We start from the raw sequence: 23099 nt of genomic DNA, 5'->3' as shown, positions 1-23099 counted from the left end.
CTCTCCATATTTTCCATCTAGTACGATTCTGCAGATATCGGCAGAATTTCGGGCTCGGCACGAATGCTAGACGGGACAGTATTTCTGATCACTGATCGCCCGGACAATAGCGATATCCTGCGTGGAGAGCTCAGCCTCGTCGCCGATTGCAAGGTTATCCGGTTCGATGCGGTGCTCGACATCACACAAAAGCCTATCGGTGTCGTGTCCGACGTGACCCTCGACCGACGGGAGGCCGCCTCGGCCATGCGCCGAGCTTTCGCGGAGCTCAAGACCGCGGACGTTCCGGTCATCTGCCTTCTCCGAAACATGGGCGAAATCAGTCTGCGCGACGCCAAGAACCTCGGCGCGACGTGTTGCCTGTCGGCCCTGACAACGCCCGCGATGATCGCCCGTACGGTGATGGCGCAGGTGATCCAGGATCGCGCGGAACGGCCGACGCGCAGCATCGAGCGTGGCGTCGCGCGAGCCACCGAAGTCCTGACCCGCCTCTTCGACGGTGTGCGGTCCAACGATCAGATCTCCCTGACGCATATCGATGCCAGCCTCGACCCCATCATCTCGGCGGTCCGCGAAGGCGGGTTGACCCGCTGGCTCGACAGGGTGTGGACGCATGACGACGCCACCTATCAGCATTGTCTGTTGGTGGCCGGCGTGGCCGCCAAGTTCTCGCTTCACCTCGGCTTCTCCACGGACGACAGAAACCATTTCGTCCGTGCCGCCCTGCTCCACGACCTTGGGAAGGCGCGGATCCCGCTCTCGATCCTCAACAAGCCGGGCCGGCTCGACGAGGGCGAGACCACGATCATGCGCACCCACCCGGTCATCGGTTACGAGAAGCTGAAGGCGGCCGGCTGCGATCTCCTCACCCTCGGCGCCGTCCGGCATCACCACGAGATGCTCGACGGGACCGGTTATCCCGACGGCCTCAGCGGAAACTCCATCGGCGATACCGTGCGACTGATGACGATCTGCGACATTTATTCGGCCCTCACCGAGAAGCGCGCCTACAAGCCGGCTATGCCGACATCCGTCGCCATGGCGATCCTCTCCGACATGACGGGACGGCTCGAGGGCGGGTTGGTCCAGTCGTTCGGAGAAGCCATGGCCACTGCTTCCTGAGGGTCTCGAATCGAAGCGCGGCTCTCGATGCGTGGTCTCGGACACGGGATCCGGGATGATGCGACAACCTCCGGATAGCGAACCGTACTTTCTGAGAATCGCCACCCATTCTTAAGGGTGTTGCGACAGGGCGCTCGAGGTCGCAGGAGGCCTCAGCCGAAGCCGCCGCGCTTCAGGCGCATGACGGTTCGGTCGAGCGCGCCGAGGAAGGCGGAACGGTCCCTCGCCGAGAAAGGTCGCGGGCCACCCGTGACCGTTCCCGCCTCGCGCAGGTCCTGCATCAGGTTGCGGGTCGCCAAGGCGAGGCCGATCCCTGCCTCGCTGAAGGGTTTTCCCGTCGGGGCCAGGACTTCTGCGCCGGCTTTCACGCACCGGCTGGCGAGAGGCACGTCGGAGGTGACGACGATGGCGCCGGGTCTGGCCCGCTCGGCGATCCAATCGTCGGCGGCGTCGAAACGGTCGCTCACGACGACGCGCTCGATCCAGGGCTCGCGTGGCAGGGTGATGAAACTGTTCGCCACGACGCAGACATGCAGGCCGTATCGGCCGGCGACCCGGTAGGTCTCGTCCTTCACCGGGCAGGCATCGGCATCGATATACACGACGATCGCGCGGTCCGGGGTCGGCTCGGTCATAGGGACACGGCCAGACGAGAAGCGACGTCCCTCACAGGTTCGGAACTGGCGATGGCCGGCTCCGCCCGCTCGAGGGTCGAGACCGCGAGCGGCTGGCCGCGCCCCCGCAGGGCATGAGCGCCGAGCGACCGGGCGCTGATGCCCTCCGGCAGGCGCGGAAGGCGGGCGAGGAGATCGTCCGAGATCAAGATCTCGGTGTTGAGAGGCCGGCACAGGGCCTCGATCCGCGAGGTCACGTTCACCGTATCGCCGAAATAGGCGATCTTGTGCCGGTCTACCCCGACTTCCGCGGTGACGATCGAACCGCCATGGAGGGCTGCGCGCAAGCGGGGCACGACACCGAAGCGGGATTGCCAGGCCGCTGCTTCGGCCTCGATCCGATCGAGGACATCGAAGACGCAGGCGATGCATCGCGCGTCCTTGAGGCCTCTCTCCATCGGCCAGGTGATCATGGCCATGTCGCCGATGTAATCGTCGGTGGAGCCGTGGTTGCGGCGCACCGGCTCGGCGAGGGCGGCGAAGACCGCGCCGAGATAGGCCTGGGCCTTGAGGTCCCCGTGGGTCTCGGCGAAGGCGGTCGAGCCGACGACGTCGAGGAAAAGGAAGATGCGCTCCTCGCGCACCGGACGGTGATAGCGGCCGACGAGGAAGTTCACGAACACCTCGCCGCCGATGAGATCGCGCATGCGGATCACGAAGACGAGCATCGCCGACACCGCCAGGGAATAGGCGAGAACCCGCGGCGTGATCTTGATGGCGTCCTTGAGCGCATCACCGGTCAGGCCGAGAGCCCAGACGATCAGTCCGCCGAGCGCGATGCCGCCGGCGATCATCAGGACATAGGCGAGTTCGGCGGTGAGGACGTAGATCTTGGCGGGCAATTGGCGCAGGCGCACCTGAAGCCCGCCGAGGATGAGGCCGCGATCGAAGGCGAGGGTCGTCCCGCCGACCGCGAGGCCGTAGATCAACCCGGCCAGGGGGGCGGCCCCATTGGCGAACATCAGGTCGTAGAGAAGCCCGGCGCCGCCACAGGCGACGAGGATGAGAATCCAGAACCAGCGGTGCGGCGGCAGCATCAGACATCACCCCGGTCTGGCTCGTCACGGTGACGATGGCGTCGCGGGGGAAGAGGCACGGTCTGGCATCCTTCGGAAGGTCGTCGGAGGATGAGCGGGCGTTGCCCATCGCCGACGACCGGCCTCCCCTGCACACCGGTCCATGATGGCGCGATTAAGGCCACGGAGCGTTAAGGCTGCTTTCGAAAATCGGACGCTGTCACGACGCGCGTGAGATCTCCGTAACGCAGCCCGACCTAATGTCCTCGCCAGGACGGCCGCGCTTCGCCGCTGCCTTGCGGATCAGCGGCCCCAGAAGGCGAGCCTCGCGATGAACATGACGCGTTCGAACCGGAGTTTCCCATCGTCCGATATACTGGTCGCCCCACGCGACTTACGGTCGATCGCGCACGATCTCGGCTATTCTCCCGATTGGAACTGGAGTTGGGAGAACTACAAGAACATGATCGTCGCGCTCACCAACGAGTACGACCTTCGCGACCATCTGGAGATCGGCGGCGGCCGTGACCCGGTGTTCCAGCCGCCCGAGCTTCTCAGGCACGGGATCAAGGTGACGATCAACGACATCTCGCAGAAGGAACTCGATCTCGCGCCGCCCGAGTTCGCCAAGCTTTGCTGCGACATCGCCTCGCCATCCACGATCGACACGATCGGCTTCAACAGGTTCGACTTCGCCTATTGCAGCATGGTGATGGAGCACGTCCCGGACGTGGCGCAGATGTGGCGCAACATCCATGGCCTCCTCGCGCCCGGCGGCACCGCGCTGAGCTTTTTCCCGACCCTGTTCGCGCCGCCCTTCGTCGCCAACCAGCTCATGCCGGAGGCCCTGTCGCGCGCCGTGCTCCACACCCTGTTTCCGGACCGCAAGGACGATGGCGGCAATCCGAAATTCCCGGCGCATTACAACTATTGCCGGGGCAGCGAGGCGGCGATCGTCCCGCTCCTGAAGCAGATCGGCTTCCGCGAGATCGTCGTCCTACCGTTCTACGGCTACAGCTACTTCCACAAGCTGCCGGGTCTGCGCCAGATCGACGGAGCCTTCACCCGTCTCGCCCGCAGCCGAGACTGGCGGACATTCACGAGCTTCGCCTTCGTCATCGCTCGTAAATAGATTTCGATCATTCTCGTGCGATCATGAACGTCATCATCGTCGCCGATCATTCCTTCATCAATGGCGGTCAAGCGAAGGTCGCCATCGAAAGCGCCCTCGGGCTCGCCGCGCGCGGCAACCGGGTCGTCTTCTTCTCCGCGGTCGGCCCGGCGGATCCCCGCCTCGCGGCAGCCGGGATCGAGGTGATCGTGCTCGGCCAGACCGACGTGGCGCTCACTTCCTCGCTCGCCAGTTTCGGGGTGCAGTGGCTCTGGAACCGTCCGGCGGCGATCCGGCTCGAAGCCCTCCTCGCCGGCTATGATCCGAGCGACAGCGTGGTCCATGTCCATGGCTGGGCCAAGGCCCTGTCACCGTCAGTCGGGCCGGTCCTGATGGCGACGACGGTGCCGGTGGTGTTCACCATGCACGAATACTATCTCGCCTGCCCCAATGGCGGGTTCTACGATTACCCGGTCTCGTCCGCCTGCCACCGGACCCCGCTCTCCCCCGCCTGCATCGCCCATAACTGCGACTCGCGCAGCTACACCCGCAAGCTGATGCGGGTCGGCCGCCATGCCCTGATGCGCTATTCCGGCATGATCGGCAGCGTGGCGACGGTGATCACGATCAGCCGGCTGCAGAAGACCGTCCTCGCGCCCTACCTGCCGAAACGGACACGCTATTACGAAGTCTCCAACCCGGTGGACGCGAAGCCGCTGGGACGGAAGACGGGACCCACACTCGGCGACATCATCTTCGTCGGACGGGTCTCGCCGGAGAAGGGTGCAAACGTCTTCGCCGAGGCCGCCCGTATCGCCGGTCTGGAGGCCGTCTTCGTCGGCGACGGCCCGCAGCGCGCGCAGCTGGAGTCCGATTATCCGGGAGCCCGCTTCCTCGGCTGGAAGAATCCGGACGAGGTCAAGGCGCTCATGCGTTCGGCCCGCGCCCTCGTCTTCCCCTCGGTCTGGTACGAGGGCCAGCCGCTCACCGTGCTCGAATCCCTGGCGGCGGGGACGCCGGTGATCGTCAGCGACATCTGTGCCGGACGGGAGGCGGTGGAGGACGGTGTCAACGGGCTCTGGTTCGCCTCGGGCAAGCCGGAATCCCTCGCCGCCGCCCTCACCCGGCTCGCCGATGACGGCGAGGCCCGGCGCATGTCGGACGCCGCCTACGACATGTTCTGGACCGACCCGCTGACCCTCGACCGGCATCTCGACGGCATCGAGGACGTCTATCGCCGCAGTCTCGCCTACGCGCCTCGGACCGTGAGCGCCCGGGCCATCCACGCCTGAACCGCCGAGACGTCGGCTTGGCTCAATCCGTGCCCGGCCGGCAGGATGTCGTGCGCGACATCCGCGCCTGCGCGAGCCAGGGTCGTCGCGAGGCGCGCGGCATTCTCCGCCGGCACGATCGGGTCGGCCACGCCCGACAGGATCAGGACCGGCGTTCCCGCCAGGTCCGGACTGGGTGGCTCGACGAGCGGCATCATCGGCCGCAATAGCGCCGCTCCCGCGAGCACGCCCGGATGGAGCAGCAGGAGAGCAGCGGCGATGTTGGCGCCGTTCGAGAAGCCGAGCGCCACGGGCGCCGCGATGCCGTAGATCGTCCGCGCTTCCGCGATGAAGGCAGCGAGTTCGCCCGCGCGACGTCGGAGGTCCGCCTCGTCGAAGACACCCTCGGCGAGGCGCCGGAAGAACCGCGGCATGCCGTTCTCCAGCACCGGCCCACGAGGCGACAGGAGAGCCGCGCCGGGCGCCACGGCGCGGCCGAGCGGCAGCAGGTCGTGCTCGTCGCTGCCGGTGCCGTGAAGCAGCAGGAGCGGTGGAGAGCCGGCCTTGGTCGCAGGCTCGAAGCGGTGAACGAAGGACGGGGACGGATTGGTCATGACAGCCTCGCAGGGATTGCGTGGGAACCGCCCCTCCATGGGGAGGGGCGGATGTGTCAGGCGATAGCCGGAAGGGCGTCCTCGATCCGCGCGCGGTGCGGTTCGAGGAAGGCGGGCAGCTTGAGCGCTTCGCCCAGGGCGTTGGCCGGCTCGTCGACGGCAAAGCCCGGGACGTCGGTGGCGATCTCGAACAGCACGCCGCCGGGTTCGCGGAAATAGACCGAGCGGAAATAGGCGCGGTCACGCTGCTCGGTCACCTGGAGCCCGTATTGGCCGGTGAGCGCCGCCACCATGGCCGCCTGCTCGGCATCGTCCTTCGCGCGGAAGGCGATGTGGTGGACCGAGCCCGCACCGGGCCGGCCGCGCAGGAACTCGCCCACCGCCTTGAGCGTCACGAACCCGCCGACGCCGCCGCCGGTGGCATAGCGGGTGGCCGACCCCTCGCGTCCGGCCTCGGAGAAGCCGAACACCCCGGTGAGGATCTCAGCGGTCGGCCCCGCCTCGCTCAGGAGCAGGGTGACACCATGGAAGCCACGGATGGCATGCTCGGCGGGAACGTCACCGCCGGTCCAGGCCGTCGTCGCCTCTTGGGCATCATCGACGCCGACCAGGGCGAGCGGCATCCCATCGGGATCGCGCAGCCGCAGAACCGGCTCACCGAAGGCCTGCACCAGAGCGTCATGGTCCACGCCCTTCTCGATCAGCCGGTGCGTCCACCAGCCGATGGAGGCGCGGGAGACACGGAACGCGGTCTCCTGGGTCTCGCCGATGCCGATCCGTCCCCGCGCCGCATGTTCGATAGGGAAGAACGTCAAGATCGTGCCGGGATGGCCGGACGCGTCGCCGTAATACAGGTGATAGGTCGACGGGTCGTCGAAATTGACGGTCTTCTTGACCAGGCGCAGGCCGAGCACGCGCCGGTAGAAGTCGAGGTTGCGCTGAATGTCGCCGGCGTAAGCGGTGACGTGGTGGAGGCCGTTGTCGGACATGATCGTGTCTCCCGGACGTGCTGGCCCTTGGGGGCGCCCCGTCGCTTCGTGATGGAGACAATCTGGCCCCTGCCGGGCCTCGCGAAAATAGAAACGATGGAAACGGATCGTTTCTCAAACAAGACAGGTCCAAAGGCGATCAGAGCACGACATGCGGCCCGACCGCGTCGTGACGAAACGGCGAGAGGAAGGCTGCGCCGATGCCGTTCTCGAACCGGCGCGCGACCCTGGCCCTGGTTCGGCCGATGGTGATGAGCGTGCCGACCTCGAGGGGTTCTTCCATGGAGACCGCCGCGCCCGATGCCGAGATGTTGATGAGACGTCCGGGCAGCATCGATCCGGCCTCCGTCGTGACCAGCACATCCTGCTTGTCCGGGACGATCCGTGGATCGATGCGCGTCACCACGGGCGGCGGGTTCTGGGATTTGGCGAGATCGAGGAGGCTCTGGACCACCAGGCCGAGGGGATGATCGGCGCTGAGGACGCGGACGGCGAACGCCTCGGCCTCGGCTCTCACGACGATGGCCTCAAGGGATCCGGCATGCCGGATACTGCAGGTGAGCCTCTCGTTGACCGACGGCACCACGGACGACTTGAAGCGAATACCGTCGAATGAAAGATCATCGGTAACCGCATAGAAATCGGGTCGATTCCGGTTCCAGCACAGAGCCGGAAGGATGACCTTGTACCGTGCTCCCGATCGCCTGTCGCTCATCGGATCCCTTCAATCGCTCGTCAGTCCTATGCTTGGGATTCTTTGATCCGTGCTTTCGCGATCGAGACAATTCGATTGAATATTTTCCTGCCATGCATCGGGCGCATGAGATAGGGAATGGTCAGGCAAAGTGGCGCGAACCGATCAGGTCTTCCCGCCCACGCGGCCCACCCCTCCGAGTCCATGCGCCTTGATGCGGGATGCGAGCGTCGTCGGCTTGACGCCGAGGAGTTCGGCGGCTCCCCCGGCCCCGAACACGCGGCCCTTGCTGAGGATGAGAGCGTCTGAGATATCGGCACGATCGCGTGCCCGTCGCTCCGCTTCGGTCGCGGGAGCGGCACCGGTCGAAGCTGGGCCCTGCACGCGGCGTCCCTCGGCGGGACCGGCGCCCTCGGCATCGGGAAGGTCGAACCGCATCCGCCCGCGCACGGCCAGGATCGCCGCCCGCTCGATGATGTTCTCCAGTTCGCGGACGTTGCCGGGCCAGTCGTAGCGCACCAGCCGGCGGACATCGCCCTCCGTGAGGCGCAGGTCCGGCACATTGAGGCGTCGCGCTACACCCTGGATGAAGTGCTGGGCGATGAGGGGGATGTCCTCCCGCCGCTCACGCAAGGGGACGGCGGCGATGGGAAAGACGTTGAGGCGAAAATAGAGATCCTCACGAAAGCGGCCCCGCTTCACCTCGGCCCTGAGGTCGCGGTTGGTGGCGGCGACGAGGCGCACATCGACGAGGCGGGTGCGCTCTTCGCCGATCCTCTCGAACTGCCGCTCCTGCAACACGCGCAGCAGCTTGCCCTGAAGGTCGATGGGGATTTCACCGACTTCGTCGAGAAACAGGGTGCCGCCATCGGCGAGCTCGAAACGCCCCACCCGGTCGCGCAAGGCTCCGGTGAAGGCGCCTCGGGCGTGACCGAAGAACTCGCTCTCGAACAATTCGCGGGGGATCGCGGCACAGTTCACCCGGATGAGCGGCCGGTCGCGGCGCCGGCTCGCCTCGTGGATGGCGCGGGCGATCAGCTCCTTGCCGGTGCCGGATTCACCGGTGACGAGGACGGTGGCGTCGGTGCCGGCGACGAGGTCGATCTGCCGAAGGGTCGCCTCGATCGCCGGCGAGCGGCCGATGATGCCCTGATGGTGCCCGCCCTCGCGGATTTCCTCGCGCAGGTAGGCATTCTCGAGCTCCAGGCGCTCGCGCAGGGAATCGACCTCGGCGAGGGCCTGGCGCAGACGCTCGTCGGCCTCGCGCCGCTGGCTGATGTCGCGGAACACGATCACCGCGCCGAGAAGGCGGCCCCGGTCGCGGATCGGCGTCGATGTATATTCCACGAAGATCGGCGTGCCGTCCCGGCGCCAGAACACCTCGGTATCGACCTGATGCACCGCTCCGTCGCGGAAGGCGGCGTAGATCGGGCAATCCTGGTGCGGGTAGTGGCAGCCGTCCGGATGGCTGTGATGGACGGTGGCATGCATGTCGCGTCCGACGAGGTCGATCGCGTCCCAGCCCAGCATCCGCTCGGCTGCCGGATTGATGAAGGTGGTGACGCCCTCGGCGTTGACGCCGTAAATCCCCTCGCCGGCCGCGCGCAGGATGAGCTGGTTCTCGCGCTCGATATCGCGAAAGATCCGCTCCATCCGCTGCCACTCGCTCAGTCCGGCGCGCATATGCGCATCGGCCTCCGTATCCACGAGGCGGCGGCGGCGCTCGTCGAGATCGAACAGGCTGACGAGGAGAAGCGTCGGCTCGCCCGGCAGGAGGGTGCCACTGCATTCGACGTTGAGGCCATGCCCCTCCGCATGCCTCGGCGAGAGGGCGTGCGTCCAGTCGCGTCCGCGCGCCTGGACGGCCTGCGTGAACACGATCAGGGTCGGAACCTGATCGGGATGCAGAGCGGTGACGCGCATCCCCCGCAGGACGTCGAGATCGTAGCCGAGAAGCCGTGCGGCGGCCGGGTTGGCGTCCCGGATCGCGTCCGACACCGGATCGAGCACGAGCATCGCCTCGGCCGCGCTGTCGAAAGCGGGGCCGTAGGGTGAGCCGGGAAACGTGAGTGATGCCGGGCCAGTCATGACTACGGATTTTCGTAACATACTCTACGAAAAATCGTAACAAACGATATCTCGTAGTTCACGGATAATGATCAAGGCACTGATTGGAATAGACTTTCCCGGATTTCTGCGACTGGCATAGCGTTTGCCAATGATGAGACGTCTCCGCAGAAAGGCTCGCGACATGGCGCTCTTCGACGATCCGTTCAATGCCAAGCTGACCCTGAAGCGTGGCGGTTGCTCGTGCGGAGCCCATCATAACCAAGCCGAGCACGACGCGGCGGGACCGACCGGTGAAGCGCAGATCGCGCGTGCCGTCGAGGGCGCGGTGATGCGGGCTCTGTTCCCCGAGGATGCGCAGCGGCGCGCCTTCCTGAAGAGCGTCGGAGCCGCCACGGCGCTGGCCGCCGTGAGCCAGTTCTTCCCGACGAAATTCGCGGCCGAGGCCTTTGCCCTCGGGGCCAAGCCGGAGAAGACCGACCTGAAGGTCGGCTTCATCCCGATCACCTGCGCCACCCCGATCATCATGGCGAAACCCATGGGCTTCTACGAGAAGCAGGGTCTCAACGTGGAGGTGGTGAAGACCGCCGGCTGGGCAGTGATCCGCGACAAGACCCTGAACAAGGAATACGACGCCGCCCACATGCTAGCACCGATGCCCATCGCCATCTCGTTGGGCGTTGGTTCGAACCCCGTCCCCTACACGATGCCGGCAGTGGAGAACGTCAACGGCCAGGCGATCACCCTGGCGATGAAGCACAAGGACAGGCGCGACCCGAAGGATTGGAAGGGTTTCAAGCTCGCGGTGCCGTTCGACTATTCGATGCACAATTACCTGCTGCGCTACTATCTCGCCGAAGCCGGAATCGATCCCGATACCGACGTGCAGATCCGCGCGGTGCCGCCCCCGGACATGGTCGCCAATCTGCGGGCCGACAACATCGACGGCTTCCTCGCCCCCGACCCGGTCAACCAGCGCGCGGTCTATGACGGTGTCGGCTTCATCCACATCCTGTCGAAGGAGATCTGGGACCGGCACCCGTGCTGCGCCTTCGCCGCCTCCCAGGATTTCGTCACCCAGACCCCGAACACCTACGCCGCCCTCCTCCGCGCCGTGATCGAGGCGACGGCCTACGCGTCGAAGATCGAGAACCGCAAGGAGATCGCCGCGCAGATCGCACCGGCGAACTACCTCAACCAGCCGGTGACAGTGGTGGAGCAGGTGCTCACCGGGACCTTCGCCGATGGCCTCGGCAACGTCCGCAAGGTGCCCGACCGCGTCGATTTCGACGCATTCCCGTGGTCGTCCTTCGCGGTCTGGATCATGACCCAGATGAAGCGCTGGGGTCAGATCAAGGGGGATGTCGACTACAAAGCGGTGGCCGAGAAAGTCTACCTCGCCACCGACGCCGCCAGACTGATGAAGGAGGCCGGCCTCACCCCACCGACGGCGACCTCGAAGTCATTCTCCGTGATGGGCAAGGTTTTCGACCCGGCCAAGCCGGAGGAATACCTCAACTCCTTCACGATCAAGCGGGCGGGGTAAGCCATGAGAGCCTCCCTCTCGCTCAGGGCCGGCATCGTCTCCCTCGCCCTCCTCGCCGCCTTCCTTCTGCTCTGGCAGATCGCGGTGGGCGGGGTCGCCAAGACCGAGGCGATGGACCCGGAATACGCCGCCCTGATGGGCCAGTCGGCTACCACCGGCAAATCGGCGATGCCGGGCCCCCTCGATGTCGCGGCCACCGCCTGGAAGCACCTGAAGGACCCGTTCTACGACCACGGCCCCAACGACAAGGGGCTCGGCATCCAGCTCGCCTATTCCATCGGCCGGGTCGCCCTCGGCTATGGCCTCGCGGTTCTGGTGGCCATTCCCATCGGCTTCCTGATCGGCATGTCGCCGCTGATGGGCCGGGCGCTCGATCCGTTCATCCAGCTCCTCAAGCCGGTCTCGCCCTTGGCCTGGATGCCGCTCGCCCTCTACACGATCAAGGATTCCAGCCTGTCGGCGATCTTCGTGATCTTCATCTGCTCGCTCTGGCCGATGCTGATCAACACCGCCTTCGGCGTCGCCGGCACCCGCAAGGAATGGCTCAACGTCGCCCGGACCCTCGAGGTCGGTCCGATCCGGCGCGCCTTCACCGTGATCCTGCCGGCGGCTGCGCCGACCATCCTCACCGGAATGCGCATCTCCATCGGCATCGCCTGGCTCGTCATCGTGGCGGCCGAGATGCTCGTGGGCGGGACCGGCATCGGCTACTTCGTCTGGAACGAGTGGAACAACCTCTCGATCACCAACGTGATCGTCTCGATCCTGGTGATCGGCCTCGTCGGCATGATCCTCGACCAGCTGCTCGCCCGTGCGCAGCGCCTCGTCACTTTCCCCGAGTGAGGCAGGGGCCGATGAGCCAACTTCTCCCCTTCGTGCGGCGCTCCGCGGGTGCCGCTCCCGATCCCGCCGCCGGGACCAACCGCATGTCGTCCTCCGAAAAGTTCATCTCCATCGAGGGGATCGCCCGGCGCTATCCGGCACCCGGCGGCAGGCAGAATACCGTGTTCGAGAATCTGTGGCTGCCGATGCGGCGGGGCGAGTTCGTCTGCATGATCGGCCATTCCGGCTGCGGCAAGACCACGGTGCTTAACATCCTGGCCGGGCTGGAGGCGCCGAGCGAGGGCGTCGTCATCGTCGACGGTCAGGCGATCGAGGGCACCAGCCTCGACCGGGCGGTGATCTTCCAGGGCCATGCCCTGCTGCCCTGGCGCACGGTGCTCGGCAACGTCGCCTATGCGGTCTCCTCGCGCTGGCGCAAGGCCTCGAAGGCCGAGGTCGACGCACGTGCCCGCAAGGCCATCGCCACGGTGGGGCTCGCGGGTTCGGAGCATAAGCGCCCGTCCGAATTGTCGGGCGGCATGAAACAGCGGGTCGGCATCGCAAGAGCGCTCGCCATCGAGCCCAAGATCCTGCTCATGGACGAGCCGTTCTCGGCCCTCGACGCGCTGACCCGCGGCACGTTGCAGGACGAGGTGCGCCGGATCTGCATCGAGACCGGCCAGACCGTCTTCATGATCACCCACGATGTCGACGAGTCGATCTATCTCGCCGACCGTATCGTGCTGATGACCAACGGCCCCGAGGCCAAGGTGGCGGAGATCGTCGAGAACCCGCTGCCGAAGAGCCGCGACCGGGCCCATCTCCACCACGCGCCGGGCTACTACGCCCTGCGCAACCACCTGATGGACTTCCTCGTCAGCCGCTCGAAGACCCTGCGGGACGCGATGCCCGCCGGCTACGACCAGCGTCGCCCGCCGATGGTGCGGCCGGGCTCGAGCGAGCCGGATGGGGCAGCGGAAACCACCCTGGCCGAGCCCGACCCAATCCGTGCCTGAGCCCCCATTTCAACAGGAGACCGATCCATGAAGCGCGAAGACCTCACCGAGAAGCTCCTCGACATCAAGCGCGAGAAGGGCTGGACCTGGAAGCATATCCAGGACGAGATCGGCGGCATCTCACCGATCCTCATCACCGCCGCCTGCATGGGGCAGATGAAGCTGCCGAAGGCGCAAGCGAAGAAGGCGGCGGACCTGTTCGGCCTGACCGAGGCCGAGGAGCGGATGCTCAACGAGGCGCCCTATCGCGGCTCGATCGCCCAGATGCCGCCGACCGACCCGCTGATCTACCGTTTCTACGAACTCGTCATGGTCTACGGCACGACGTGGAAGGAACTGATCCAGGAGGAGTTCGGCGACGGCATCATGTCGGCCATCGACTTCAACATGACCATGGAGCGCGAGCCCAACAACAAGGGCGACCGGGTGAAGATGAACCTCTCGGGCAAGTTCCTGCCCTACAAGTATTACGGCAACGAGGAAGGGGTGCCGGATTACGGCTTCAAGGAACCATAGCCGGCACAGCGCCTATTTAGACCTTACAGGCATCGCGGCTCGTAGGGCGGCGGTGCCTTTTCTCACGCCGGGCGAGTCGACGCCGGGCAGGGTTTCGTGCTGATAGCGGAGGCTTGGCCGCACGCGCGGTCCTCCCGTCGGAGACGTTTCCCGCATGAGCCTCAACACGATCTCATCCACCTGGGCCCCCCGGCTTCTCAGCATCCTGCGCATCGTGGCAGGCCTGCTGTTTCTGGAGCATGGCACGCAGAAGCTGTTCGGATTTCCCGTGCGCATGGGCGGCGGTGCGGCCCCTGCCCTGTTCACGCTGTTCTGGTTCGCGGCCGTCCTCGAAATCGTCGGCGGCGCGCTGATCATCCTCGGCCTGTTCACGCGGCCGGTGGCGTTCATCCTCTCCGGCCAGATGGCCTTCGCCTACTTCATCGCCCATGCACCGAAGAGCCCGTTCCCGGCCCTGAACGGCGGCGACGCAGCCATCCTGTTCTGCTTCCTGTTCCTCTACCTCGCCGCCGCGGGCGCGGGTCCGTGGAGCCTCGACGCGCAGCGGCGCGGACGGTTCTGAGACTGGACGCGCCGACGGCCGGCCTCGATCCTCCACCGGGCGTGGCGGTGACCGGGCCAGCCGGAGCGATGGAGAGGACGCACATGCTCCCTGCTCGACATCCGAGGTTGCCCGGCGGTCCCGCATGACCGTCGGAGGATCGGCCCCGGCCCGGCGGATGCGCGTCCTGGCCGTGGCCGTGCAGAAGGGCGGGACCGGCAAGACGACACTGGCGGCATCGCTCGCCGTCGCCGCGACGGAGGTCGGTGAACAGGTCGTCGCCTTCGACCTCGATCCGCAAGGCTCGTTGATGGGGTGGGGCGCCCTGCGGCGGCGAAACGGGATCACCGTCGACCGCATCCAGCCCTGGGAGATCGGGCAATTGCCCGAGATTCTCGACGGCGCGTCGGAGAGCGGGGCGACGCTCGCGCTCATCGATACCGCCGGCACCGCCACCGGGGCCACTCCGGCGCTCCGCGCCGCCGACCTCGTGCTGGTGCCCGTGCGGCCGTCCCGCCTCGATCTCGTGGCCGCCCGGCCGACCTTGCAGACCCTCGTCAGCCTCGGGATGAGAAACCGGCTGGCCCTGGTCCTCAACCAATGCCCGCCCCCACCCTCCGCCCGCACGGAGGCCTACGCGGCTCAGCTTCGCGGCCTCGGCGTCCTGGCCGAACCGGGAATCGTCCAGCGCGTCGACCACCAGGACGCGTTGGCGGCCGGCCTCGGCGTCACCGAATACGGCCCGCAGGGACAGGCCGCGGGCGAGATCCGCGCGCTCTGGGACTGGATCGACGCCAAGATGCGGCTCTGACGTCTCAGCCGATCCCGGATCCTCCGAAGCCCCTCGTCTACGCCGCTTTTGCCCCGAAGGCGGCCAGGATGCGCGCCCAGGAGCGGGTGCCCTTGTGGAAGCTCTTCAGGTCGTACTTCTCGTTGGGCGAATGGATGCGGTCGTCGTCGAGACCGAAACCGATCAGCAGCGTGTTGCGGTCGAGGAGCCGCTTGAAGTCGCCGACGATCGGGATCGATCCACCGGCGCCGATGGTGACGGCGGGCACGCCCCACTCGTCGGCGAGCGCCGCGCGGGCGGTCTCCAGTTCGGGCATGTCGAAGGGCAGGCTGATGGCGCGGCTGCCCTTGTAGCAGATCACCTCCACCGAGCAGTCGGACGGGATGCGCTCGCGCACGAAGGTCTCGAAGGTCTTTGCCAGTTGCTCCGGGTCCTGGTCGTCGACGAGGCGGAACGAGATCTTGGCGCTGGCTTGGCCCGCGATGACGGTCTTGGTGCCCTCGCCGGTATAGCCACCGATGATGCCGTTGACGTCGCAGGCAGGGCGCGACTGGATCAACTCGATCAGCATGCGGCCGCGCTCGCCAGCCGGTTCGCCGAGGCCGATGGGGCCGAGAAACGTCTCCGCGGTGAAATCGAGGCTGCGCCACTGGTCGAGGATATCGTCGGGCCGCTCGCGCACGCCGTCGTAGAAGCCCGGCAAGGTCACCTTTCCGTCGGTATCGTGCAGGTCGGCGATGATTTTAGACAGCACGTGGATCGGGTTGCGGGCCGCGCCGCCGAAGAAGCCCGAATGCAGGTCGCGGTCGGCACAGGTGACCTTCACTTCGAAATAGGCGAGTCCGCGGAGCGAGGTGGTGATGGCCGGCGTGGTGCCGTTCCACATGCTGGTATCGCAGACGAGGACGATGTCGGCGGCGAGCTTGTCGCGGTTGGCCGCGACCCATTCGGGCAGGCCCTGGGACCCGTTCTCCTCGGCACCCTCGATCAGCAGGGTGACGCCGCAGGGCAACTCGCCCTCCATGGCGATGAAGGCACGGCAGGCCTCGACGAAGGTCATCACCTGACCTTTGTCGTCCGAGGCGCCGCGCGCCACGATCTGCTTCTCGCCCTTGGCATTCAGCGAGATGCGCGGCTCGAAAGGCGGCGTCTCCCAGAGGTTCAGCGGGTCCACCGGCTGCACGTCGTAATGGCCGTAGAACAGCACGTGCGGCGTGCCCGGCTTCGGGGCATGCGCCAGCACCACCGGATGCAGCGAGGTCTCGTGGATCGCGGTCTCGAAACCGAGTGCCGTGAGGTTGCCCACCAGCCATTGCGCCGCCTCGCGGCAATGTCCGGCATAGGCCGGATCGGTGGAGATCGAGGGAATCCGCAGGAAGGCGAACAACCGCTCCAGGGAATTGTCGAGGTCGCGGTCGATATCGTTGAGAACCGGGTCGAGGGCGGCCATCGCAGGTCCTTGTCGCAGGCGGGAATGGCGGCAAGGGTTAGCCGAGGGGATGGGCGGGCGCAAACCGGTATGGGGGTGTCTGGGGCTTGGGATTGAAGGTGAAGGGGCACCTCCGACCGACACAGACACGCCGAGTTTGCTTCGATTGGGAGCGGTCTGGCGGCTTTCCGACCCGATCTCAGGTGAAGCAGACATTAGACGTCCGCATCGAGATAGCGCGATCATAGGTGATTCACCGGGCGGTAATTTCTACAACCTACGATTATTCCCGCCTGTAGAGGAGGGACTTATGCTCGGACGTGTGTTTGGTCGGCGAAGCATCGACCCATCGGTTCCTATTTTGAGTGAAATTTTGCTCACTACAGAAGCGATGGATGATCCTGATACTGCAAAAGCATTGTCGGTCAACACCAGGGTAGTGAACCATTTCCTGACAGAATTCAGATACCTTGTCCCCGAAATGCCACCTGCCTCGATCGAGAGCTACTCGGTCGACTTCTACGCGGCGCAAGTGATGAATGGCGGGCACGGGCAGTTCGCCCATAATGCCAATGGCAGGCCCAATACGTGGACTTTCGCGCGATCCGGCTTGATCGCCATAGGCGCGACGACGCATCTTTCAATATTCGATCGCTTTCAGGCGATCATCAGGCGCAATGACTCTCGCGCACGCCGCCTGATTGCGCAGGGTGGCTTTGGTCCGATCGACCCTGAGGTCGACGAACTTGATGCCGCCTTCTACGCCGCTGAAAGCTCTTCGTCGCTGACAGACATGAACGGGCGGTGGCTGAAATCACGGCCGAACCTGTTCATCCTGCCAGGTACCGAGATGGAGAAATATATCAGCGGGTTTGGCGCGCATCCCGGCGTCCGCGCCAGAATGGCAAAGCGCTAGGCAGTGCCAGAGAAAATCGGCCATCCATCCAGGCATGACATTTCTCATTCCGCTGCTGGCCTCTCATTATGGTCACACTGGAACGTCGAAACCGACTCGACGACTGAGCACTTTCTGACGATCGTGTGACGTTCTGAGGTCGTTGACTCGGGTCGACCAGCTGCCGGTCAGCTTTCTCGATCGACCGACGATCGTCAGGTCTGGTCCGCGTGCGCCCTCCGCACGAGATCGTTCAGCGCCGTCAGCGTCTGATCGAAGCGCTTCTCGGCTTCCGCGAAGCGCAGGAAGCCGACGCGGTCCACCAGGATTTCTTGCGGCGTCGGCTGCTGCGCGAAGAGCGTCATCACTTCGTCCATGAACGCGTTCAGTGGCATGTAACCGGCACGCGTCGACTGACCGGGCGTCAGTTCCGTCTGCACGGCGGGAGGCACGAGTTCGATGACCTCGACCTGTCCCTTCAGAGCGGCACGAAGGCTGACCGTGTAGGAGTGGATCGCGGCCTTCGTCGCCGAGTAGGTGGGCGTGGAGACCAGCGGCACGAAGGCGAGGCCCGACGAGAGGTTGATCACCGCCGCATGTGGCTTGGTGACCAGATGCTCGATGAGCGCGTTCGTGAGCCGGATCGGACCGAGCAGGTTGGTGGTCACCATCGCTTCGGCGTCCGAAAGGTCACGGGACTGCGTCACGTCTTCGGCCGTCATGATCCCGGCATTGTTGACGAGGACGTTCAGGTCCGGGTGCTCTGCGACCACCTTCACCGCGAAAGCTTCGATGTCGGCCTTGTTCTCCACGTCGAGCACATAGGCGACGATGCCGTCATGGGCCGCCGTCACCTCGTCGAGGCGCTCACGACGGCGACCCGCGATGATCACCGTGTTGCCTTGGGCATGGAAGCGCTCGGCCAGTTCGCGACCGATCCCCGACGCGCCGCCGGTGATGAGAATGGTGTTTCCGCTCGGTTTCATCGGATCGCCCTCGCGTCATGTCGTCCTTGTCCACGCAAGATGCGCCCCTTACTCTCCGAACGACAGAAGGCACCAAAAAGATTTATACTCACCAAAAGGAGAGTGTTAGATGGGTGTGATCCCGCGCAAGGACGGCTTGGCGTCGGCCGACAGGAGTCAGGACCCGCAGCATTGTCCCGACGCTGCGGATCCTCGCATCGAAGCGCTCGTCCACGACCTCATCGGCCGCGTCGCCGACAAGTGGACGATGCTGATCCTCGAACTCCTGGAAGAGAAGGGCGAACTGCGCTTCACCCAGATCGGCAAGCTGATCGGAAGCATCAGCCAGAAGATGCTGACGCAGACCCTCCGCCATATGGAACGGGACGGGCTGGTGATCCGCACCGTGCATCCGGTCGTCCCACCGAAGGTCGAGTATCGCCTGACGGAACTCGGGCAAAGCCTCGGTGCCGCCTTCTGCGGCGTGTGGATCTGGGCAGAACGGAATCTCGACGCGGTCGAGGAGGCGCGAAGGACCTACGGCGAGCCGCCTCACCCTCGGGGGTGATGTCGGCCGTCGGGACGGGACCTCGCTGCAGACGGCACCGAGACCTGTCTTCCGCCCACGGACCCCGCCGACCGCGTGAGCCAGGTCGAGACCTCTACTTCCGAGGTCGACGCGTCCCCAGCGCTGCGGCGCTCAGCCCCGCTGCGCGGTTCCGGAACGACGGCACGATCGCCCAGGCATCGCGCCGCTAAAGAACCCCGACCATCCATCGACCTCCCGGGACGCGGAAATCACCCTCCCGGGAACAGGCTCAATTTGGAACGGTTATCGTTTGCACGGCCATGGGGCGCGGAGAATCCTCCCCCCGCGGCGTCATCGCCATTCGAGAAACCCGGCCGGCATCTCATCGGCCACGATCCTTCAGGATACGCCCATGCTCATCGATAGCGGATCGCCCGGCGCTCCGGCCACAATCGGCATCACCCTGACCATCAACGGCGAGGCACGCCAGCTTCAGGTGGCGCCGTGGACCACGCTCCTCGACCTGCTGCGCGAGGATCTCGACCTCACCGGCACCAAGAAGGGCTGCGACCACGGCCAGTGCGGCGCCTGCACCGTGCTGGTCGACGGCCGCCGCATCAATTCCTGCCTTGCCCTGGCGGTGATGAAGGACGGTGCGGACATCGTCACCGTCGAGGGTCTGGCGAAGGCGGGCGGACAAGAGAGCGGCATGCACCCGCTTCAGGCCGCCTTCGTCGAGCACGACGCGTTTCAGTGCGGCTACTGCACGCCCGGCCAGCTCTGCTCGGCCGCCGGCATGATGGCGGAAGGTCATGCCACCTCCCGCGAGGAAATCCGCGAGGCGATGAGCGGCAACATCTGTCGTTGCGGCGCCTACACCAACATCGTCGACGCCATTGAGGACGTCATGCACTCGGGAGCCGGCCGATGAACCGCTTCGATTACGTTCGGCCGCAGACCGTGGACGAGGCGGTGAAGGCGATCCAGTCGACCGCCAACGCACGCTTCATCGCCGGCGGCACCAATCTCGTCGACCTGATGAAGTACAATGTCGAGCGGCCCGAACGCCTCGTCGACATCACGCGCCTGCCCCTCGAGTCCATCGAGGAGCGCGACGGCGGCCTCGGTATCGGCGCCCTCGTGACCAACGCGACGGTGGCATACGACGAACGCATCACGAGCCGCTACCCGCTCCTGTCGAGCGCGATCCTAGCCGGCGCTTCGGGCCAGTTGCGCAATGCGGCCACGACCGGCGGCAACCTGCTCCAGCGCACCCGCTGTTACTATTTCTATGACGATGCGATGCCCTGCAACAAACGCGATCCCGGCACCGGCTGCCAGGCGATCGGCGGGGTCAACCGCATCCACGCCATCTTCGGCACCAGCGACAAGTGCATCGCCACCCACCCGTCCGACATGTGCGTGGCCTTGGCCGCCCTCGACGCGACGATCCGGGTCGCCGGGCCGGGCGGTGAGCGGACCATTCCCTTCGCGGAATTCCACCGGCTGCCGGGTGAAGAACCCCAGCGGGACACCACGCTCGCAGCCTCCGAGATCATTCTCTCCGTCGATCTGCCCGACGAGGATTTCACTGGCCATTACACCTATCTGAAGCTGCGCGACCGTCTCTCGTATGCCTTCGCCCTGGTTTCGGTCGCCGCAGTAATGACGCTCGACGGCGACACGATTACCGAGGCACGCTTCGCTTTGGGCGGCGTCGCCCACAAGCCCTGGCGCAATGCCGAGGCGGAAACCTTCCTCACGGGCAAGGCGGCCACGCGGGAGAGCTTCGAGGGCGCCGCCGATATCGTCGTCCGTGAGGCGCAACCGCAATCCGAGAACGGCTTCAAGGTCGAACTTGCACGGCGCGCGATCATCCGTGGCCTGACCCAGGCCGCGGCCGGCACGCCCCAGTCGCAATCCGACAAGCGCATCGCCTGAGGATCGATCCAGACATGGCAAACAGCATCTCCTCCACCGGCACGGACAGCTTCGTCGGAACCGCGCGCAGCCGCGTCGACGGCCCGGCCAAGGTGACCGGTCTCGCCAAATACGCAGGCGAATTCGCAGCCGCCGACCTCGCACACGGCTATGTCGTCTCCGGCGCCATCGCCAAGGGCCGGATCACGGCCATCGACATCGCGGCGGCCGAGGCCGTGCCCGGTGTCGTCAAAGTGTTCACCCACGAGAATCGGCCTCGCACGGCGTGGCTCGACTTCAACTATCAGGATGCCGTCGCCCCTCCCGGCTCGCCGTTCCGCGCCTTCTACGACGACCGGATCCACTATAGCGGCCAGCCTGTCGCGTTGGTCGTCGCCGAGGATTTCGAGACGGCCCGCTACGCCGCATCGTTGGTGAAGGTGGCCTATGAGGCGGAAGAGCCGCTGACCGACGTCGAGCGCCAGCGCGAATTCGCCTACGTGCCGCCGAAGAAGCGGGCCGGCATCAAGCCGCCGCCGGATGCTCGGGGCGATGCGGACAGCGCCTTCGATGCCGCACCGATCCGTCTTCGCAACGATTACACGCTCGCCGTCGAGCACCACAACCCGATGGAGCCCCACGCCTCCACGGTGGTTTGGGAAGGCGACGGCCGGATCACCGTCTATGACAAGATCCAGGGCGTCTCGAACAGCCAAGGCTACATTGCCGGCGTGTTCGGTATGGACAAGGACAAGGTGCGCGTCCTCAACCCGTATCTCGGCGGCGGCTTCGGCCTCGGCCTGCGACCTCAATACCAGCTTTTCCTCGCGGTCATGGCCGCGCGCGAACTGGAACGGTCGGTCCGCGTGGTGCTGACCCGCGACCAGATGTTCACCTTCGGCTACCGCCCCGACGTGCGCCAGACCATCGCTCTCGGAGCGGATGAGTCAGGCAAGCTTCAGTCGATCCGCCACGACGCCTTGTCCGGCACCTCGCGATTCGAGGATTACCAGGAGGTCGTCGTCAATTGGTCGGCGATCCTCTACGGCGGCTGCGAGAACGTCGCCCTCGACTACAAGCTGACGCAGATCGACACGTTCACGCCCTCGGACATGCGTGCGCCGGGAGCGGTGACGGGGGTCTTCGCCCTCGAGATAGCCATGGACGAACTGGCCTATGCCACCGGCCAGGACCCGATCGCGCTGCGTCTCCAGAACTACACCGACACGGACCCGACCGAAGGCAAGCCCTTCGGCTCGAAGGCCTTGCGCGCCTGCTACGAACAAGGCGCCGAGCGGTTCGGCTGGTCGAAGCGCAATGCAGAGCCACGCTCCATGCGCGACGGCAAGGAACTCGTCGGCTGGGGCATGGCGACCGGCGTGTGGGAAGCCCTGATGCAGAAATCGGCGGCCCAAGCCACGCTCACCTCCGACGGTAAGCTCGTGGTCGGCAATTCCACCGGCGATATCGGCACCGGGACTTACACGATCCTCACCCAGATCGCGGCCGATACCCTCGGCCTTCCCATGGAGGACGTGACGACGAAGCTCGGCGACACCGACCTCGCGGAGGCGCCGGTGGCCGGTGGATCGTGGACGGCTGCCTCCTCGGGTACGGCGGTGATGAAGGCCTGCCGCAAGATCGCTGCGGATGTCTTCGCCATGGCCCGCGCCATGGACGATTCGCCTCTCGCCAATGTCGATCTCGAACGCGTCGTCTTCACCGGCGGCCGGATCGAGGTGGCGGGCGATCCGGCACGCAGCGTCTCGCTGGTGGATGCCATGAAGGCAGGAGGCGTCGACAAGGTCGAGGCCACCGAGAGTGCAGGGCCCGATGCCGGCCACATGAAGGAGTTCTCCTCCTACACCCACTCGGCCGTCTTCGCCGAAGTGAAGATCGACGAGGAACTCGGTCAGGTCCGTCTCACCCGGATCGTCTCTGCGATCGCGGCGGGCAAGATCATCAACCCGAAAACCGCACGCAGCCAGATCCTCGGCGGCGTGGTGATGGGGATAGGCTCGGCGCTGGAAGAGGAATCGATGCTCGACCACACGGTCGGCCGCTTCATGAACCACAATTTCGGCGAGTATCACGTGCCGGTGAATGCCGATATCCACGACATCGACGTGATCTTCGTCGAGGAAGAGGACAAAGCCAACCCGATGGGCGTGAAGGGCCTCGGCGAGATCGGCATCGTCGGCACGGCCGCCGCCATCGCCAACGCGGTGTATCACGCCACCGGCAAACGTATCCGCGACCTGCCGATCACCATCGACAAGATCATCGAGTGATCGTGAAGCAGGCCCAGCGGATCTGAGTCCTCGAAGGCCCGAACCATAGATCATGGTTCGGGCCTTCGACGTTCGAAGCGATGATGTTCAGGCGAACAGGCGCCAAGCCTGTTCCTTCTCAGTGACGATGAGGCTGCGCAGCAGAGCCCGAATTCCAAGCGTTCCGGCTTTGCTCCGGCTTGCGAAAACGGGGTTCTGGTTCGCACGGCCCTCGGCGCCCGACCGGACGATGAAGTGCTGGCGTCATTGAATACGACGCGTCGAAGGCCTTGGGGGGGGGG

22 protein-coding genes are annotated in these 23099 nt (G+C 65.7%); 14 read left to right on the top strand and 8 right to left on the bottom strand.

All coding sequences use genetic code 11. The annotated features are described in order from the left end of the window. The first annotated feature begins 63 nt into the window (after nucleotides 1–63). Nucleotides 64–1122, top strand: a complete 1059-nt coding sequence (locus A3OK_RS0120130) for an HD domain-containing phosphohydrolase (RefSeq protein WP_019906696.1) — start codon at nucleotides 64–66, stop codon at nucleotides 1120–1122. A 152-nt stretch (nucleotides 1123–1274) separates the two neighbouring features. On the opposite strand, the gene A3OK_RS0120125 is transcribed toward A3OK_RS0120130, so the two are convergent. Both A3OK_RS0120125 and A3OK_RS23150 read right to left on the bottom strand, forming a co-directional pair. Next, nucleotides 1275–1757, bottom strand: a complete 483-nt coding sequence (locus A3OK_RS0120125; RefSeq protein ID WP_019906695.1) for a YaiI/YqxD family protein — start codon at nucleotides 1755–1757, stop codon at nucleotides 1275–1277. Further along, the gene (locus tag A3OK_RS23150; RefSeq protein WP_019906694.1) at nucleotides 1754–2833 is read right to left on the bottom strand and encodes an adenylate/guanylate cyclase domain-containing protein; all 1080 of its coding nucleotides are present in this window, start codon (nucleotides 2831–2833) and stop codon (nucleotides 1754–1756) included. Before A3OK_RS23150 ends, A3OK_RS0120125 begins: the two co-directional genes overlap by 4 nt. Before the next feature lie 310 nt (nucleotides 2834–3143). Between A3OK_RS23150 and A3OK_RS0120115 the strand changes: the two genes are divergently transcribed. Beyond that, nucleotides 3144–3944 carry a methyltransferase domain-containing protein gene (locus A3OK_RS0120115; RefSeq protein WP_019906693.1) on the top strand — a complete coding sequence of 267 codons (801 nt, stop codon included), beginning with the start codon at nucleotides 3144–3146 and terminating at the stop codon, nucleotides 3942–3944. Between the two features lie 23 nt (nucleotides 3945–3967). Then, nucleotides 3968–5215, top strand: coding sequence for a glycosyltransferase family 4 protein (locus A3OK_RS0120110; RefSeq protein ID WP_019906692.1), 1248 nt, complete (start codon nucleotides 3968–3970; stop codon nucleotides 5213–5215). On the opposite strand, the gene A3OK_RS0120105 is transcribed toward A3OK_RS0120110, so the two are convergent. From A3OK_RS0120105 to A3OK_RS0120090, 4 genes are all read right to left on the bottom strand, one after another. Beyond that, nucleotides 5173–5808, bottom strand: a complete 636-nt coding sequence (locus tag A3OK_RS0120105; RefSeq protein ID WP_019906691.1) for an alpha/beta hydrolase — start codon at nucleotides 5806–5808, stop codon at nucleotides 5173–5175. The two genes, A3OK_RS0120110 and A3OK_RS0120105, sit on opposite strands and share 43 nt — an antisense overlap. Before the next feature lie 56 nt (nucleotides 5809–5864). Next, a complete protein-coding gene (locus tag A3OK_RS0120100) occupies nucleotides 5865–6797 on the bottom strand; it encodes a ring-cleaving dioxygenase (RefSeq protein WP_019906690.1) in 933 nt (310 codons plus the stop codon). A 139-nt stretch (nucleotides 6798–6936) separates the two neighbouring features. Beyond that, a complete protein-coding gene (locus A3OK_RS0120095; RefSeq protein WP_019906689.1) occupies nucleotides 6937–7512 on the bottom strand; it encodes a PilZ domain-containing protein in 576 nt (191 codons plus the stop codon). A 144-nt stretch (nucleotides 7513–7656) separates the two neighbouring features. Further along, nucleotides 7657–9579: a sigma 54-interacting transcriptional regulator gene (locus A3OK_RS0120090; protein WP_019906688.1), complete on the bottom strand. Its 1923-nt coding sequence runs from the start codon at nucleotides 9577–9579 to the stop codon at nucleotides 7657–7659. Between the two features lie 163 nt (nucleotides 9580–9742). On the opposite strand from A3OK_RS0120090, the gene A3OK_RS0120085 reads away from it, so the two are divergent. The 6 genes from A3OK_RS0120085 to A3OK_RS0120060 all read left to right on the top strand — a co-directional run bounded on the left by A3OK_RS0120085 (nucleotide 9743) and on the right by A3OK_RS0120060 (nucleotide 14810). After that, entirely contained in the window at nucleotides 9743–11104 is a 1362-nt protein-coding gene (locus A3OK_RS0120085) for a CmpA/NrtA family ABC transporter substrate-binding protein (protein WP_019906687.1), read from the top strand. Nucleotides 11105–11107: 3 nt separating this feature from the next. Further along, nucleotides 11108–11947 (top strand): nitrate ABC transporter permease, encoded by an 840-nt coding sequence (gene ntrB, locus A3OK_RS0120080; RefSeq protein ID WP_019906686.1) that lies wholly within the window; start codon nucleotides 11108–11110, stop codon nucleotides 11945–11947. 11 nt (nucleotides 11948–11958) lie between these two features. After that, entirely contained in the window at nucleotides 11959–12942 is a 984-nt protein-coding gene (locus tag A3OK_RS0120075; RefSeq protein ID WP_019906685.1) for an ABC transporter ATP-binding protein, read from the top strand. A gap of 27 nt (nucleotides 12943–12969) precedes the next feature. Next, a complete protein-coding gene (cynS, locus tag A3OK_RS23145) occupies nucleotides 12970–13458 on the top strand; it encodes a cyanase (protein WP_019906684.1) in 489 nt (162 codons plus the stop codon). 154 nt (nucleotides 13459–13612) lie between these two features. Then, entirely contained in the window at nucleotides 13613–14020 is a 408-nt protein-coding gene (locus A3OK_RS0120065; RefSeq protein ID WP_019906683.1) for a DoxX family protein, read from the top strand. A gap of 124 nt (nucleotides 14021–14144) precedes the next feature. After that, nucleotides 14145–14810, top strand: coding sequence for a ParA family protein (locus tag A3OK_RS0120060; protein ID WP_019906682.1), 666 nt, complete (start codon nucleotides 14145–14147; stop codon nucleotides 14808–14810). A 37-nt stretch (nucleotides 14811–14847) separates the two neighbouring features. Here A3OK_RS0120060 and A3OK_RS0120055 read toward each other — a convergent pair whose 3' ends face one another. Then, nucleotides 14848–16239: a dipeptidase gene (locus A3OK_RS0120055; RefSeq protein WP_019906681.1), complete on the bottom strand. Its 1392-nt coding sequence runs from the start codon at nucleotides 16237–16239 to the stop codon at nucleotides 14848–14850. Nucleotides 16240–16528: 289 nt separating this feature from the next. Here A3OK_RS0120055 and A3OK_RS23750 point away from each other — a divergent pair, with 289 nt between their 5' ends. Beyond that, a complete protein-coding gene (locus tag A3OK_RS23750) occupies nucleotides 16529–17134 on the top strand; it encodes a DUF4375 domain-containing protein (RefSeq protein WP_196805457.1) in 606 nt (201 codons plus the stop codon). Nucleotides 17135–17328: 194 nt separating this feature from the next. Here A3OK_RS23750 and A3OK_RS0120045 read toward each other — a convergent pair whose 3' ends face one another. Then, entirely contained in the window at nucleotides 17329–18099 is a 771-nt protein-coding gene (locus A3OK_RS0120045) for an SDR family oxidoreductase (protein ID WP_019906679.1), read from the bottom strand. Nucleotides 18100–18208: 109 nt separating this feature from the next. Between A3OK_RS0120045 and A3OK_RS0120040 the strand changes: the two genes are divergently transcribed. The 4 genes from A3OK_RS0120040 to A3OK_RS0120025 all read left to right on the top strand — a co-directional run bounded on the left by A3OK_RS0120040 (nucleotide 18209) and on the right by A3OK_RS0120025 (nucleotide 22818). Then, the gene (locus A3OK_RS0120040) at nucleotides 18209–18646 is read left to right on the top strand and encodes a helix-turn-helix domain-containing protein (RefSeq protein WP_019906678.1); all 438 of its coding nucleotides are present in this window, start codon (nucleotides 18209–18211) and stop codon (nucleotides 18644–18646) included. A 373-nt stretch (nucleotides 18647–19019) separates the two neighbouring features. Next, on the top strand, nucleotides 19020–19538 hold the full coding sequence (locus A3OK_RS0120035) for a (2Fe-2S)-binding protein (protein ID WP_019906677.1): 519 nt from the start codon (nucleotides 19020–19022) through the stop codon (nucleotides 19536–19538). Further along, nucleotides 19535–20548 carry a xanthine dehydrogenase family protein subunit M gene (locus A3OK_RS0120030; RefSeq protein ID WP_019906676.1) on the top strand — a complete coding sequence of 338 codons (1014 nt, stop codon included), beginning with the start codon at nucleotides 19535–19537 and terminating at the stop codon, nucleotides 20546–20548. The genes A3OK_RS0120035 and A3OK_RS0120030 overlap by 4 nt, the downstream gene beginning before the upstream one ends. Before the next feature lie 14 nt (nucleotides 20549–20562). Next, entirely contained in the window at nucleotides 20563–22818 is a 2256-nt protein-coding gene (locus A3OK_RS0120025; RefSeq protein ID WP_019906675.1) for a xanthine dehydrogenase family protein molybdopterin-binding subunit, read from the top strand. The last annotated feature ends 281 nt before the right edge of the window (nucleotides 22819–23099 follow it).

Source organism: Methylobacterium sp. 77, assembly GCF_000372825.1.
In the GTDB taxonomy this organism is placed as follows: domain Bacteria; phylum Pseudomonadota; class Alphaproteobacteria; order Rhizobiales; family Beijerinckiaceae; genus Methylobacterium.
Note: the sequence above shows the minus strand (reverse complement) of the source record. Positions and strands in the feature narration are given on the sequence as shown.

Coding starts and splice junctions, on each gene's coding strand:
- A3OK_RS0120035 (WP_019906677.1), top strand. CDS start 19,020: ATGCTCATCGATAGCGGATCGCCCGGCGCTCCGGCCACAATCGGCATC.
- A3OK_RS0120130 (WP_019906696.1), top strand. CDS start 64: ATGCTAGACGGGACAGTATTTCTGATCACTGATCGCCCGGACAATAGC.
- A3OK_RS0120115 (WP_019906693.1), top strand. CDS start 3,144: ATGAACATGACGCGTTCGAACCGGAGTTTCCCATCGTCCGATATACTG.
- A3OK_RS0120045 (WP_019906679.1), bottom strand. CDS start 18,099: ATGAAACCGAGCGGAAACACCATTCTCATCACCGGCGGCGCGTCGGGG.
- ntrB (WP_019906686.1), top strand. CDS start 11,108: ATGAGAGCCTCCCTCTCGCTCAGGGCCGGCATCGTCTCCCTCGCCCTC.
- A3OK_RS0120095 (WP_019906689.1), bottom strand. CDS start 7,512: ATGAGCGACAGGCGATCGGGAGCACGGTACAAGGTCATCCTTCCGGCT.
- A3OK_RS0120030 (WP_019906676.1), top strand. CDS start 19,535: ATGAACCGCTTCGATTACGTTCGGCCGCAGACCGTGGACGAGGCGGTG.
- A3OK_RS0120075 (WP_019906685.1), top strand. CDS start 11,959: ATGAGCCAACTTCTCCCCTTCGTGCGGCGCTCCGCGGGTGCCGCTCCC.
- A3OK_RS0120040 (WP_019906678.1), top strand. CDS start 18,209: ATGGGTGTGATCCCGCGCAAGGACGGCTTGGCGTCGGCCGACAGGAGT.
- A3OK_RS23750 (WP_196805457.1), top strand. CDS start 16,529: ATGCTCGGACGTGTGTTTGGTCGGCGAAGCATCGACCCATCGGTTCCT.
- A3OK_RS0120085 (WP_019906687.1), top strand. CDS start 9,743: ATGGCGCTCTTCGACGATCCGTTCAATGCCAAGCTGACCCTGAAGCGT.
- A3OK_RS0120060 (WP_019906682.1), top strand. CDS start 14,145: ATGACCGTCGGAGGATCGGCCCCGGCCCGGCGGATGCGCGTCCTGGCC.
- A3OK_RS0120025 (WP_019906675.1), top strand. CDS start 20,563: ATGGCAAACAGCATCTCCTCCACCGGCACGGACAGCTTCGTCGGAACC.
- A3OK_RS0120065 (WP_019906683.1), top strand. CDS start 13,613: ATGAGCCTCAACACGATCTCATCCACCTGGGCCCCCCGGCTTCTCAGC.
- A3OK_RS0120105 (WP_019906691.1), bottom strand. CDS start 5,808: ATGACCAATCCGTCCCCGTCCTTCGTTCACCGCTTCGAGCCTGCGACC.
- A3OK_RS0120100 (WP_019906690.1), bottom strand. CDS start 6,797: ATGTCCGACAACGGCCTCCACCACGTCACCGCTTACGCCGGCGACATT.
- A3OK_RS0120090 (WP_019906688.1), bottom strand. CDS start 9,579: ATGACTGGCCCGGCATCACTCACGTTTCCCGGCTCACCCTACGGCCCC.
- A3OK_RS0120110 (WP_019906692.1), top strand. CDS start 3,968: ATGAACGTCATCATCGTCGCCGATCATTCCTTCATCAATGGCGGTCAA.
- A3OK_RS0120055 (WP_019906681.1), bottom strand. CDS start 16,239: ATGGCCGCCCTCGACCCGGTTCTCAACGATATCGACCGCGACCTCGAC.
- A3OK_RS0120125 (WP_019906695.1), bottom strand. CDS start 1,757: ATGACCGAGCCGACCCCGGACCGCGCGATCGTCGTGTATATCGATGCC.
- cynS (WP_019906684.1), top strand. CDS start 12,970: ATGAAGCGCGAAGACCTCACCGAGAAGCTCCTCGACATCAAGCGCGAG.
- A3OK_RS23150 (WP_019906694.1), bottom strand. CDS start 2,833: ATGCTGCCGCCGCACCGCTGGTTCTGGATTCTCATCCTCGTCGCCTGT.